10 protein-coding genes and 1 pseudogene are annotated in these 14124 nt (G+C 64.2%); 2 read left to right on the top strand and 9 right to left on the bottom strand.

All coding sequences use genetic code 11. The features are described from left to right. Positions 1-82: 82 nt before the first annotated feature. Positions 83-1156, bottom strand: a complete 1074-nt coding sequence (locus tag ACWHY3_RS11335) for an NAD(P)-dependent alcohol dehydrogenase (protein ID WP_087719008.1) — start codon at positions 1154-1156, stop codon at positions 83-85. Between the two features lie 319 nt (positions 1157-1475). Here ACWHY3_RS11335 and ACWHY3_RS11330 point away from each other — a divergent pair, with 319 nt between their 5' ends. After that, a complete protein-coding gene (locus tag ACWHY3_RS11330) occupies positions 1476-1892 on the top strand; it encodes an Hsp20/alpha crystallin family protein (RefSeq protein WP_087719009.1) in 417 nt (138 codons plus the stop codon). Positions 1893-1960: 68 nt separating this feature from the next. Here the strand turns inward: ACWHY3_RS11330 and ACWHY3_RS11325 are convergent, their stop codons facing one another. From ACWHY3_RS11325 to ACWHY3_RS11305, 5 genes and pseudogenes are all read right to left on the bottom strand, one after another. Continuing rightward, positions 1961-3076, bottom strand: coding sequence for an ABC transporter permease (locus tag ACWHY3_RS11325; RefSeq protein WP_448126584.1), 1116 nt, complete (start codon positions 3074-3076; stop codon positions 1961-1963). 1 nt (position 3077) lies between these two features. Next, positions 3078-4067 carry an ABC transporter permease gene (locus tag ACWHY3_RS11320; protein WP_448126583.1) on the bottom strand — a complete coding sequence of 330 codons (990 nt, stop codon included), beginning with the start codon at positions 4065-4067 and terminating at the stop codon, positions 3078-3080. A gap of 412 nt (positions 4068-4479) precedes the next feature. Then, positions 4480-5697: pseudogene (locus tag ACWHY3_RS11315) on the bottom strand (ATP-binding cassette domain-containing protein); the annotation flags it as partial. 95 nt (positions 5698-5792) lie between these two features. After that, entirely contained in the window at positions 5793-6869 is a 1077-nt protein-coding gene (locus ACWHY3_RS11310; protein ID WP_448126582.1) for an HlyD family secretion protein, read from the bottom strand. Then, positions 6866-7333, bottom strand: coding sequence for a universal stress protein (locus ACWHY3_RS11305; protein WP_087719013.1), 468 nt, complete (start codon positions 7331-7333; stop codon positions 6866-6868). The genes ACWHY3_RS11310 and ACWHY3_RS11305 overlap by 4 nt, the downstream gene beginning before the upstream one ends. Positions 7334-7531: 198 nt before the next feature. On the opposite strand from ACWHY3_RS11305, the gene ACWHY3_RS11300 reads away from it, so the two are divergent. Next, positions 7532-10261 carry a cation-translocating P-type ATPase gene (locus tag ACWHY3_RS11300; RefSeq protein WP_448126581.1) on the top strand — a complete coding sequence of 910 codons (2730 nt, stop codon included), beginning with the start codon at positions 7532-7534 and terminating at the stop codon, positions 10259-10261. A 126-nt stretch (positions 10262-10387) separates the two neighbouring features. Here the strand turns inward: ACWHY3_RS11300 and ACWHY3_RS11295 are convergent, their stop codons facing one another. The 3 genes from ACWHY3_RS11295 to ACWHY3_RS11285 all read right to left on the bottom strand — a co-directional run bounded on the left by ACWHY3_RS11295 (position 10388) and on the right by ACWHY3_RS11285 (position 14084). After that, positions 10388-10852, bottom strand: coding sequence for a universal stress protein (locus ACWHY3_RS11295; protein WP_332779380.1), 465 nt, complete (start codon positions 10850-10852; stop codon positions 10388-10390). A gap of 153 nt (positions 10853-11005) precedes the next feature. After that, positions 11006-12079: a PA0069 family radical SAM protein gene (locus tag ACWHY3_RS11290; RefSeq protein ID WP_087719016.1), complete on the bottom strand. Its 1074-nt coding sequence runs from the start codon at positions 12077-12079 to the stop codon at positions 11006-11008. 169 nt (positions 12080-12248) lie between these two features. Beyond that, positions 12249-14084: a TonB-dependent receptor domain-containing protein gene (locus ACWHY3_RS11285; RefSeq protein WP_448126580.1), complete on the bottom strand. Its 1836-nt coding sequence runs from the start codon at positions 14082-14084 to the stop codon at positions 12249-12251. Between the last annotated feature and the right edge of the window lie 40 nt (positions 14085-14124).

The following is a 14124-nucleotide window of genomic DNA, read 5'->3' as shown; positions in this document are numbered from 1 at the left end:
GGATAGAAAAGAAGCGATGAAATGCCCGGCTCATCGCTTGATGGCGTTGCGATAGGGCGTTGCGATAGAGCCGGGCCGACCGTCATGGCGTGATGGCGACCTTCAACACCCCGTCACGCTGGTGCGCGAACAGGTCGTAGGCCTCGACGATGTCGTCCAGGGCATAGCGGTGGGTGACCAGCGAGGCGGTATCGATCCGGCCAGCCTTGACGACGTCGAGCAGCCGGCGCATGCGCTCCTTCCCGCCCGGGCACAGGGACGTGACGATGCGATGATCGCCGAGACCGGCGCAGAAGGCGTCGAGCGGAATGGTCAGATCCCCGGAATAGACGCCGAGACTGGAGAGCGTGCCGCCGGGCTTGAGCACCCGCAGGGCGGCCTCGAAGGTGGTCTGGGTGCCCAGCGCCTCGATGGCGGCATCGACGCCACGACCGCCGGTCAGGCGAAGGATTTCGCTGATGATATCGACCTGGTGGAAGTTCAGGGTGATGTCGGCGCCCATGTGGCGAGAGATATCCAGCCGCTGATCGATACCGTCGACGACGATGATGCAGCTGGCGCCGCGCAGCCGGGCGCCGGCAGTAGCGCAGAGTCCGATCGGGCCCTGGGCGAAGATCGCGACGGTATCCCCGATGCCGATATTGGCGCTTTCGGCCCCGACGAAGCCGGTCGACATGATGTCGGGACACATCAGCACCTGTTCGTCGCTGAGCCCGTCCGGAATCGGGGCCAGATTGGCCTGGGCATCGGGCACCAGCGCGTACTCGGCCTGCACCCCGTCGATGGTATTGCCGAAACGCCAGCCGCCCATCGGCTTGTAGCCGTGGCCCTGGCAGCCACCATCCTGCGCCGGATGGCCGCCCTGGCAGGCGTAGGAGGTGAAGCCGGGGCAGATCGCGCCGGCGATCACCCGCTGCCCCACGTGATAGCCATGCACGTTGTCGCCCAGCTCCACGATGGTGCCTACCGGCTCATGGCCGATGGTCAGTCCGGGCTTGACCGGATATTCGCCCTTCATGATGTGCACGTCGGTACCGCAGATGGTGGTGGTCGTGATGCGCAGTAAAGCGTCATTGGGGCCGATGGGGGGTATCGGCTTTTCGGTCAGCTCGATGCGACCGGGCTCGACATAGATGGCGGCTTTCATCGTGGACATGACTGTCTCCTTCGTCTGGTGGACGCTATCCGGTAATGACCATGGTGACGAAATCAGTATCCGCCGGATTCCAGCCAGTGACTTGATTCAGATCAAGCTTGAATAGGTCGATAGGGAGCGGTGGGTTTGAAGCAATTTTTTTACTGATGAATATCAATTATTTGCGGTATTTATCGTTCGCGGAAGGTGTCACAGGCGAAGCGATCGGCTCGCTTTCTTCGAGAACCTTGACCCAGGTCAAGCTCGAATTCGTGCAGCGGTACACACTGATATCCGGCTTCGGCCATTGTCATCGTCTTGAACAGGGAGCGCACAAGCCATGGAACTCACCACCTGGAATCCTTTCAACGAAATGGAAGCCTTCTTCGATCGCTACAACCGCAATCGTCCGGCGACATCCCGCGATGTCTGGGCACCGACGGTGAATATCAGCGAGACGGAAAAGGAGTACCTCATTACGGCGGAACTGGCGGGGATCGACAGCAAGGATGTCGAGATCACCGTGCAGAATAACGTGCTGACGCTCAGGGGCGAGCGGCACGACACGAAAGAGAGTAAGGACACCAAACGCCATCTGATCGAAACCAGCTTTGGTCGCTTTTCGCGCAGTTTCTCGCTGCCATCCGATGTCATCGAGGAGCGAATCAGCGCCAAGGGCAAGGACGGCATGTTGACCATTCACGTGCCGAAGGCGGAGATCGCCCCGGCCAAGAAGATCACAGTGAAGGCGGAATGAGCAGGAAGCTCTAGAGAGCGCAGGATTGCCGCATCGTCGAGCAGGCGATGCGGCTTTTTTTCGTGGTCTCAGGCAAGCGAACGGCGCAACCGGAGCAGGGCGACGAGGAAAAAGGCCGTGCCGATCAGGGACAGCGCCAGGAGTTGTGGCCAGACGGTTTCCAGGCCGGCATCACGGAACAGGATGTTCTGCCCGAACTCCACGAAGTGGGTGTTCGGCGTCAGCAGCATGAGATTCTGCACCACCTCCGGCATGCTCTCCCGCGGGGTCATCCCGCCTGACAGAACCCGCAGCGGAATCAGCGTCAGGATGATCAGCAATCCCAGCTGCGGCATCGAGCGGGAGACGGTACCGAAGAAGATGCCCATCGAGGTGGTGGCGAACAGGTGCAGTATCGCGCCGACCAGAAATAGCGTCATCGAGCCTTGAAGCGGTACACCCAGCCAGTCACCGACGACGAAGCGCAGCGACAGGAGGGCGGCCACCAGCACCACCAGTCCCATCGACCAGACCTTGGCCGCCATGATCTCGAACGGGGTCACCGGCATTACCAGCAAATGCTCGATGGTGCCGTGTTCGCGTTCGCGAATGAGCGCCGCGCCGGTCAGGATGATCGACAGCATGGTGATCTGGTTGATGACCTCGTTGACGGCGCCGAACCAGGATTGGGTGAGATTGGGGTTGTATCTCGTGCGGATCACCGCCTGCACGGGCTGTGCCGATGGCATGTCGCTATGCTGCAGGAATGACGCGACCTCGTCGTCGATGATCTGCTGGATGTGTCCGGCGCCGGTGAAGGCCTGGCTGATCTGGGTGGCATCGACATTCAACTGGATCGAGGGCTGCCGGCCGCGTAGCAGGTCCTGCTGGAAGTCGGGCGGAAAGTCGAGGGTGAAGGTATAGCGCCCCTTGTCCATGCCGATGTCCATGTCGGCATGGTCGGTCAGCACCGGTTCGAGGAAGTAGGGTGCCTGGAAGGCGTCGATGATGCGTTGCGTGATGGGCGAGCGATCCTCGTCGACCACCGCGATACTGGCCCGATGGGGCGTTTCCGGAATGCCGTTGGCGCTGGAGTAGACGCTCAGCGTGAAGGTGTAGAGGATCAGCAGGAGCATCGCCGGGTCGCGTGCCAAAGTGCGCAGCTCCTTGATGCCCAGTTGCAGGATGTTCGATAGCGTACTCAACTCACTTTTCCTGCTTCTTCAGGCCGGCCACGCTGGCCAGCAACAGCAGCGGAGACGTGATCAGCAGCGCCAGGAAACTCGGCCATAGCTCGGCGGCGCCGAGCGCCTTGGAGAAAATGCCGCGAGTGATGATGAGGAAGTGACTGGTCGGGTAGAGATGACCGATGACCGCGGAAGCGCCTTCCAGGGCGGAGACGGGATACAGCAGGCCCGAAAACTGGATCGCCGGGACGACGGTGCCGATGGCCGTGCCAAACACGGCGGCAATCTGGCTGTTGAACAGAGCCGAAACCAGCAATCCGAAGCCGGTGGCGCAGAACACGTAGAGCAGGGCCGCCACGCTGAGCATCGGCAGGCTGCCCTTGAGCGGCACGCCGAAGACGAAGACCGAGAGCAGTACCAGCAGGAAGAAGTTGAGCATTCCCATGACCACGTAAGGCAGCTGCTTGCCGAGCAGGAACTCCAGGCGGGTGACCGGGGTGACGTAGAAGTTGGTGATCGAACCCAGCTCCTTCTCCCGGACGACGCCAAGAGCGGTGAGCATGGCCGGGATCATCATCAGTAGCAGCGGAATCATCGCCGGCACCATCGCCGGCAGGCTTCGCACGTCCGGGTTGTAGCGGTAGCGCAGAGCGACCTCGACCGGCCGGCTGTCGTCGTTGCCGGAGGCCTGGGCCAGTTGCTGCAGATAGGTGGCATGGATTCCCTGCACATAACCGATGATGGTCTGGGCCCGGCTCGGCATCGCCCCATCGACCCAGAATGCGACCTGGGGCGAGGCGCCACGCTTGAGATCGCGTCCGAACCCGGGCGGAATCTCCACCGCGAGGCTGATCTCACCTCGGCGCAGGCGCTCGTCCATCTCTTCGTAGCTCTGCAGGGGCGCCTTCTCCTTGAAATAGCGCGAGCCCGAAAGGTTGAGGACGTAGTTGTCGCTGGTGGTGGTCCGGTCGCGATCGAGCACCGCAAAGGAGAGGTCCTCGACATCCATGTTGATGCCGTACCCCATGATGAACATCAGAATCAGGGTGCCTGCCAGGGCCAGGGTGGCGCGGATCGGGTCGCGCCGCAATTCCATGCTCTCGCGCCGGGCGTAGCTCGACAGTCGGCGCCAGCTGAAACGAGGGGGAGCGCCCTTTGCCGCTGCGGCTGCGACGGTGATGCTCTCGTTCGCCACCGGGGGGAGCCGCCGCCTCGCTGGCGTCCTTGAGATAGTCGATGAAGGTCTGTTCCAGGTTGTCGTGCCCGCGCCTGGCCATCAACGCCCGGGGGGCGCCGCTGTCGAGTACCTGGCCGGCGTGCATTAACGAAATGCGGTCGCAGCGCTGCGCTTCGTTCATGAAATGGGTGGAGATGAAGATCGTGACGCCATCTTCGCGCGACATCCGCACCAGCAGTTCCCAGAAGCGATCGCGGGCCACCGGATCGACCCCGGAAGTGGGCTCGTCGAGAATCAGGATTTCCGGCTCGTGCAGCATGGCCACGGCCAGGGAGAGACGCTGGCGGATACCTAGAGGCAGGCTGCCCGGCAGTTGCCCCTCGACACTCTGCAGCTCGAACTGTTCCAGCAGTTGCCGGCGACGGGTGGCGTGTCGCTGTGGCGGAAGGCGAAACAGCCGCGCGTGCAGGTCGATGTTCTGGCGCACCGTCAGCTCGTTGTAGAGCGAGAACGCCTGCGACATGTAGCCGACCCGACGCCGGGTTTCGATATGCTCGGGGGCGACCGGCTGTCCGAACAGCCGCGCCTGCCCCTCGTCGAAGGGCAAAAGGCCCGTCAGCATCTTCATGGTGGTGGTCTTTCCGCAACCGTTGGAACCCAGGAAGCCGAAGATCTCCCCGCGCTCGATGCGGAAGTCCACATGATCCACGGCGGTGAAGTCACCGAAGCGCTTGGTCAGACCGTGCGCTTCGATCGCCACCTCGTCGTGGGCCTTGCGGGGCGGGATCTCGAGATTGGTATGTCCCGACCGCTTCTCCGCAGGCAACAGCTGGATGAAGGCGGCCTCCAGCGAATCGCATCCTGTCCGTTCGAGCAGCGTCGCGGGCGCGCCCTGGTCTAGCACCTTGCCGGCGTCCATCGCGATCAGCCAGTCGAAGGCCGAGGCCTCGTCCATGTACGCGGTGGCGACGATCACGCTCATCCGGGCCTGCTGGTGGCGTATCCGGGCGATCAATTCCCAGAACTGGCTGCGCGACAGCGGATCGACCCCGGTGGTGGGCTCGTCGAGGATCAGCAGGTCGGGATCGTGGATCAGCGCACAGCAGAGCCCCAGCTTCTGCTTCATGCCGCCGGAGAGCTTGCCCGCCGGGCGCTCGGTGAATCTCTCCAGCCCGGTGCTGGTCGTCAGGTCGTGGATACGCCGCTCGCGCTCCTCGGCATCCTGGCCGAACAGCCGGGCGAAGAACTCGAGGTTCTCGCGCACGCTGAGCGTGGGGTAGAGATTCCTGCCCAGCCCCTGGGGCATGTAGGCGATGCGCGGGCCGGTCACGCGGCGCTGGGTGGCGCTGGCCATGTTCGCGCCGAGCACCTGGACCTGCCCCGACTGGATCCGCCTGGCCCCGGCGATCAGCGCCAGCAGGCTGGACTTGCCGACGCCGTCCGGGCCGATCAGGCCCACCATGCGGCGGGCGGGAATGTCGAGCGTCAGCGCCTCGAGGGCCGTGCGCTTGCCGTAACGCAGGGTGACCCCAGACAGCGCCGCGACCGTATCGGCGCTCATCGGGAGACGTTCACGCGCAGTGCTTCCGGCCAGGCGGCCGCCGGGTCCAGCTTCAGGTAGGCTTCGCCGGGCAACCCCGTCTTCACTTGGCGGATGTGTTCGCGCAGTAGGTCGGAATCGATACGGGCGCGGATGCGGAACATCAGCTTTTCCCGTTCGCTTTCGGTCTCCACCGTCTTGGGGGTGAACTGCGCTTCGCTGGAGACGAAGCTGATCCGGGCCGGCAGCACGTAGTCGGGCAGCGCATCCAGGATTAGATGGGCGTCATCGCCCAGTGCGACCCGCCCGGCCTGGCTGGTGGGCAGAAAGAACGTCATGTAGACGTCGGTGAGGTCGATCAGGTTGAGCACCTTGCCGCCGGCCGCCAGCACTTCGCCGGGTTCGCTCACGCGATATTGCACCCGGGCCAGCCGGTCGGAGCGCAGCAGACTGTCCTCGATCTCCGACTGGACGCGCTCGACGTTGGCCTGGGCCGCGTCGATTGCCGACTGGGCTTCGATCACCTGGGAGCGGGCCGCTGCCACGCTGGCCCGGGCCGCCGCCACCTCCGCCTGGGAGGCCGACAGCGCAGCGCGGGCGCTCTGCATCGTCGCACGGTCGTCGTCCACTTGCTGATACGAGATCACGTGGCGCTGAAGCAGCGCGCTGGAGCGCTCGAAGCGTTTGCGGGCGGCGTCGAGCTCGGCTTCACGCTGATGCACCGTCGCTTCGGCGGCTGCCTGGTGACTCTCGTTCTGGGCCACGCCGGCACGGGCGGTCTGCAAGGCGTTGCGGCTGCGCTGCAGCTCGGCCTCGGCCTGGCGTCGCTCGGCTTCCAGACTTCGGGTATCCATGCGCGCCACCACCTGATCCGGTTCGACGAAGTCGCCCTCGTTGACCAGGATCTCCGCCACCCGTCCTGCGAGCTTGGTGGCGACGTCGATCTCCGTCGCTTCGATGCGGCCGTTACCGCGGGCGAAGGCATCGTCCAGCATCTCGGGCTGGAGCCAATACCAGAGCGTGACGCCAGCGAGGAGGAGGGCGGTGCCGATGACCAGCCAGCGCAGGATGGCAAAGGGGAACGGATGTTTCATGCGCCTGTGTGCGGCTGGCCATGAACGCTGATGACCGTGCACCCGGCGACATGACTGACCTTGTGCGAGACGCTGCCGACCAGCAAGCCTTTGATGTCACTGAGTCCCCGGCTGCCCATGACGATGGCGTCGACACCGAGTCGCTCGGCTTCCTCGATGATGACCTCCGCCGGGGAGCCCAGACGCAGCAGGGTCCGTACGCCGTCTTTCGGCGCGCCGTCCGGCATGAGCGCCACGGCACCATCGAGAATGGCGCGCCCTTCCTTTTCGGCGTTGTCGTTGACGGCTTCCCTCACGATCTGCTGCACCCGATAGTCGCCGCCGTATTGCATCGGTTCGAAGGGCTCGATCACGGTCAGCAGATGGATCGTGCCCTGGGCCGGTTCGGCCAGTCGACAGGCGACTCGTAGCGCAGCCTGGGCGTAGTCGGAACCATCGACGGGAACCAGCAGTGACCTGAACATGGCTTCTACCTCGCGGTTGGCAATGGGATGTCGACTGTGTATGGCGAGGTTATCGGACTGGTCGGCGGGCAGATTTGACCGGCATCAAGAAAGTATCGAATGGCCGGGGATAGGCTGAGCGGCAATGATCGCACCCGCGCGATCATGCCTGAATCCCGGGTATCCGACCCGAGGGTCGGCCCTTCGGGAGATGCAGTGATGGAGCCCAGACAGTGGCATACCCTGGCCACGGACAGGGTGTTGAGCGAGCTGGATTCGGCCATGACCGGATTGAGCAGCGACCAGGCAGCTGTCCGTCTGCGCAGCGACGGGGCAAACCGGTTGCCGGCGCCCCCGAAGCGCAGCCTGACCAGGCAGTTCCTTTCCCAGTTCCACAACGTATTGATCTACGTGCTGCTGGGGTCGGCGCTGATCACGACCCTGCTCGGCCATGTCGTGGATACGGCGGTCATCCTTGCCGTCGTCGTCATCAATGCTGTCATCGGCCTGATTCAGGAGCATCGTGCCGAGCGGGCGCTGGCCGCCATCCAGGAGCTGCTGGCACCGTACGCGACGGTGCTGCGTGACGGCGGGCGGTGCCGGGTGAAAGTCGAGACCCTGGTGCCCGGGGACATCGTGCTGCTGGAAGCCGGGGATCGGATCCCTGCCGATCTGCGGCTGCTGCAAAGTCATGGGCTGAGCATTCAGGAATCGATGCTCACCGGCGAATCGACGGCGGTGGAAAAACATACCGACCCGGTTCCCGTCTGGGCGGAGCTGGCCGAACGCGGCTGCATGGCCTTCGGTGGCACGCTGGTGGTCGGCGGTCAGGGGATGGGCGTCGTGGTGGCGACGGGTATCGCCACCGAGATGGGCCGGATCAGCCGGCTGCTGGCCCATGTCACGCCCAGGACCACGCCGCTGGTCAGGCAGATGAATAGCTTTGCCCGCTGGCTGACGCTGATCATTCTGGTGCTGGCGGCTGCCGTGATGGCGCTGGGCCACTTCCTCTGGGATTACCCCTTCGGCGAGCTGTTCACCGCTGTCGTGGGGCTGTCGGTGGCGGCGATTCCGGAAGGGCTGCCGGCGGTACTGACCATCACGCTGGCACTGGGAGCCCAGGCGATGGCGCGGCGCAATGCCCTGATACGTCATCTGCCGGCGATCGAGACGCTGAGCAGTGTCTCCGTCATCTGCACGGACAAGACCGGCACGCTGACGCGCAACGAAATGGTGGCCACCGAGCTTGTGACCGTGGACGAGCGCTTCAGCATCGACGGCGTGGGGTACGGGCCGGATGGCGAGATCCGGGGGGTTACGCCGATGGATCTCCGAGCCAGCCTGCGGCTGCAGGAATTGGCGTGGGTCGCGGTACTGTGCAACGACGCCGCGCTGCAGCACAGCGACGGTATCTGGCGGGTCGAGGGTGATCCGATGGAGGGCGCGCTGCTGACCCTGGCCGCACGAATGGGGATGAGTCGCCCCGACGCACAGCGGTGCTGGGTACGCACCGACGTATTGCCGTTCGATGCCGAGCACCGCTACATGGCGACCCTGCACCACGATCACGAGCGTCACGCCCGCCTGTTCATCAAGGGCGCCCCGGAGCGGGTGCTGGCGATGTGCAGCCGAGTTCGCACCGCCGATGGCGGAGAGGCGATACTGGACCACGCCTGGTGGCATGCGCAGGTCGAACAGTTGGCTAGCCGTGGCCTGCGAGTGCTTGCCCTGGCGACGCGCAGGGTGCCGGTCTCGCAGACCGTGCTTTCCCGCGCCGATGTGGAAGGCGGCATCATTCTGCTGGGGCTGGTCGCCATGATGGACCCGCCGCGCCCGGAAGCCGTGGCCGCCATTGCCGAATGCCGGCGTGCGGGGATCGGTGTGCGCATGATCACCGGCGATCACGCTGCCACGGCGGCGGCCATTGGGCAGATGATCGGGCTGGAGCGCACCCGGCGGGTCATCACCGGTGCCGAACTGGAGGCGATGAGCGACGACGAGCTCAGCGCGGCGGCAATGGAAACGGATGTCTTTGCCCGCACCAACCCCGAGCACAAGCTGCGGCTGGTCATGGCGCTGCAGGCGCGAGGCATGACCGTGGCGATGACCGGCGACGGCGTCAACGATGCCCCGGCGCTCAAGCGTGCCGATGTCGGCATCGCCATGGGGCGCAAGGGCAGCGAAGCGGCGCGGGAGGCGGCCGATATCGTGCTGGCCGACGACAACTTTGCCTCTATCGTGGCGGCGGTGCGTGAAGGCCGCAACGTCTACGACAAGATCGTACGGGTGATCGCCTGGACCTTGCCGACCGATGCGGGCGAGGCCGTCACCATCGTGACGGCGCTGCTGTTTGGCATGGTATTGCCGGTCACGCCGGTGCAGATTCTCTGGGTCAACCTGATCACGACCGTCACGCTGGGTCTTGCCCTGGCCTTCGAGTCCGGCGAGACGGGCGCGATGCAGCGTCCGCCACGCTCGCCCGATGCGCCGCTGCTGGGGCTGGCCTGGCTATGGCATATCGGGCTGGTGACGGCGCTCTTTCTGCTGGGCACGTTCGGTATCTACGCCTGGGCCATCGAGCGGGGCCACGACATCGCTCTGGCGCGCACCATGGCGATGAATACCCTGATCGCGATGGAAATCAGCCACCTGTTCTTCATCCGCAGCATTCACGACTCGGCCTTCAGCCTGCGGATCCTGCGCGGTACCCGGGCACTCTGGGTGGCCATCGGCATCGTCGTGGCGTCGCAGGCCGCCATGAACTGGCTGCCACCGATACAGGCGGTGTTCGAGACCCGCACCATTCCGCTCCTCGACGGGATGGCGATTCTGGCCGTGGGCGTGTTGCTGCTGCTGGCGGTGGAGACCGAAAGACAACTGCGGCGCAAATTCAAGGCGGGTCGTCGTGACGATACCCCACCATCCGGCGAGCAAGAGGCAATACGCTGATGGAAGCCGACCTTCGACTGTTTCTGGCAAACGCCGGATACCGCGGATTTCGTGTCGGTCTGCAAAACGTCGGGCTGTTGGCGTTGTCGCCGCCCGACGTCGCAGAGCAGAAGGGGGAGATGGGTTTTACCCGGCACGGCGCTGATGGATGCTGATGACCATGCAATGGGCGACATGAGTGACCTTGTGCGACACGCTGCCGACCAGCAACCCTTTGATGTCACTAAGCCCTCGGCTACCCATGATGATGGCATCCACCTCGAGTCGCTTGGCTTCCTCGATAATCACCTCGGCTGGCGAGCCTTGCTTGACCAGGGTATCGAACTCGTTTTCGTAGCCTGGCATGGAGGTAATCTCTTTCAGCGCCTCCGCGATGATCGCTTCTCCCTCCTTTTCGGCGAGCTCCACCGAAACTGCCTTGATCGCGGCCGCGACGGTCAACATTTCACCCTGATAGAGATCCGGATAGGGATCGCGCACGTTCAATACATGGATCTTGCCTTGAACCGGGGCCGCCAGTTGACAGGCGACCTTGAGCGCAGCGTAGGAGTCTTCCGATCCATCGATCGGGACCAGCAGTGAGTTGAACATGGCGCGTACCTCGCAGAGGGCGATGGATTACGAACTTGGCTTGCTCGAGTCAAGTTATCCGCTCGACCACCCTCCGGCTTGACCTGTATCAAGAAAGGATCGAATAGCCGATGGCGGACGTACTGCCCGGCCGCGCCTGCCAGGCGGGAAGCGTCAATCGAACAGATCCTGCTGGGCATGAGGCGCACGGAATCGCGTGGAGTCCAGACCCAGGTCGGCCCGCCGTTCCAGCCCCAGGCGAGCGGCCGCCCGGCGGAAACGCTGGCCGATCATGTCCACGAACAAGCCGTCGCCGGTCATGCGATGACCGAAGCGGCTGTCGTTGTTCTGGCCGCCTCGGGACTGGCGGATCAGGCTCATCACCTTGCCCGCGCGCTCCGGGTAGTGTTCCTCGAGCCAGGCTTCGAACAGCGGCGAAACCTCGCGCGGCAATCGCAACAGCGTCCAGCTGGCGGTGCGGGCGCCGGCATCGGCTGCACGCGTCAGCAGCGTTTCGATCTCGCTGTCGTTGATGGCGGGGATCACCGGCGCCACCAGCACGCCCACCGGCACGCCGGCTTCATGCAGCTCCCGAATGACCTTGAGCCTTGCCGCGGGAGAGGCGGTGCGCGGCTCCAGGGTGCGTTTCAGCTCGTTGTCGAGCGACGTCAGGCTGACGAACACCCGGACCAGCCGCTCGCGCGCCATCTCGGCGAGCAGTTCCCGATCGCGCAGAATCAGCGCGCTCTTGGTCACCAGCGTGACCGGATGGCGGCACGCCAGCAGCAGCTCCAGCAGCGAACGCGTCGTACCGTGCTGCGCCTCGATCGGCTGGTAGCAGTCAGTGTTGCCGGAGAGATTGATCGGCCGGCAGACATAACCCGGTTTGCACAGCTCCTCGCGCAATCGATCCGCCATGCCGGTCTTGGCGATCAGGCGCGTCTCGAAATCGATGCCGGGCGACAGATCCCAATAGGCGTGGCTGGGGCGGGCATAGCAGTAGATGCAGCCATGCTCGCAGCCGCGATAGGGATTGAGAGAGCGGTCGAAGCCCAGGTCCGGCGACTGATTCCAGGAAAGCGCCGAGCGTGGCGCCTCGAACTGCACGTGCGTCGAGATGCGCTCCGGCAACGCCTCCTGCCACCAGCCGTCGTCCTCGACGGTGCTGTGTGTCGGCTGGAAACGGTTGTCGGGGTTGTAGGTCGCGCCGCGGCCTTTCAGCGGGCCGGGTCGAGAGGGAGACGACATGGCAGCGACTCCTATAAATGCTGTTTATATATACAGTATCACTCCGCGCGGTCGGGGAAAAACTGTTTAAAGAGGGAAGAGGGAAGAGGGAAGAGGGAAGAGGGAAGAGGGAAGAGGGAAGAGGACGAAGCGGCGCCGTGGTGCCGGCGCCGCTGAAGGAGAAAAGCGGTTAGAAACTGAGTTTCACGCCGCCTTCGAGGTATCGGTCCTGGGTGTTGTAGCCATCGACCAGTTGGTAATCCTTGTCGAAGGCATTCTCCAGCTTGGCCGACAGCTCGACGGTCGGCGTGACCTGCCAGGCGGTGCGCAGATCGACCACGCCGTAGCCGGCGGTGGTGGTAGGGCCGTAGGGCGCATCGAACTGTACGTCGCGACGGTCGCCTGCAGATCTCAGGGTGCCGCCGAAGGACCAGTCCGCCACGGTGTAATCGGCATCCAGGCGACCAAAGACGTGGGCGCGACGCTGGAGTCGCTCTCCAGTCACTCGGTTCTCCGGGTCCTGATAGGTGAGACTGGCGCGCAGATCAAGACCGCCATGCTCCCAGCCGCCACTCAGCTCGACGCCACGAATCCTGGATTCGTTGACGTTATAGGGAATGAAAGTGGCGTTGTCGTAAGTGATCAGGTCGTCGATACGGCTTTCGAACGCCGTCACGCGGGCATTCCAGGCCTGCTGGACCACCGCCCAGAAAGCTTCCCACGTCTTGGACGTCTCGGCGTCCAGGTCGGGATTGGTGCCATAGGGGCCGTAGAGGTCGATCAGGTTCGGCGCCTTGAAGGCGGTGCCGTAGCTCAGCCCGATGCGCTGGGCCGCCGTCAGGTGGTAGGCGTAGCCGGCGTTGCCGGTGGTCTTGTCGCCGAAGCGTGAATCATCATCGTAGCGTAGCGATCCCGTGAGTTCATGATCTCCGAAACGACGCTGCATCGCGCCGTAAATACCGTAGTTCTCCCGGCTGTCTTTCTGATAGCTCGAGCCAGCGGCGTAGTCGTCGTAGTCGACGCTTTCCTCGCGATAATCGACGCCGAGGGAATCCACGCCGTTGCTGCGCGTGAAGCGGTGCTGGAGGCCAAGCTCGTTGCGATGCGATTCGATACGGCTGTTGCGGACGCCGTCGTAGTGCTCGTCGCGCTGTTCGTCGAAGTGGCCGCCGGTGACGATCATGTCCCAGTCGGATTCGAGCGCGACATCGAGCTGCGCCCCGAAGGTCTGGAGATAGCCTTCGGTCCGGCAGTCGGCTGAAGCCGGGTAGGAGCAGTTGTCGTAGTCGGCATCGAAGTCCTCGCGCATGGCGCTCAGGTTCAGATCGATACGGTCGCTGAATCTGTGGGCCAGTCCCAACTGTCCGCCCGCGCGGCGGAACCCGTCGCGCTCGCCGCTGGTGTCGGAGGAAGTGGCATTGAAGCCGTCGCTGTCGCGATGGAAGACCGTCGCGTTGAGTCGCGTGTCGGTGTCACCGGCGGAGACGTGCGCGCTCTGCCTGGACGTGCCGTGTTCCCCGGCCCTGAGGTCGAGAGAGCCGTGAGTGCCCGCGCCGCCGTTGCGAGTGAATATCTGGATGACGCCGCCGATGGCATCGGAGCCGTAGGTCGCGGCGCGCGGGCCGCGCACGACCTCGATGCGCTCGATGGCGTCGACCGGTAGGAACTCCAGGCTGGCGCCACCATTCGTTGCCGATGTCACACGCACGCCGTCCACGAGAACCAGGGTGTGATCGGATTCGCTACCGCGCATGAACAGGGTGGTCAGACCGCCTGGCGTTCCGGTCTGCACGACTTCGATCCCCGCACGCCCCTGCAGCAGCTCGACCACGCTATCAGCCTGGCTGCGTTCGATCTCGTCGCGATCGATAATGGTGGTGCTGGCCAGCACGTCGGCCTGTGATTGCGGCAGGCGATTGGCGGTGACCTGGACGTCGTCGAGCCTGTCGGCGGCCTGAACGGCCAGGCTAGAAAAGGTGGCTGCCAGCGCCACACCCCGGGCGATGGCATCTTTGTTGAAACGCATGTGTTGGATCCCCAAGCGCGTATCGGCAATACGCCCGCCA

Source organism: Salinicola sp. NYA28a (assembly GCF_976982775.1).
Note: the sequence above shows the minus strand (reverse complement) of the source record. Positions and strands in the feature narration are given on the sequence as shown.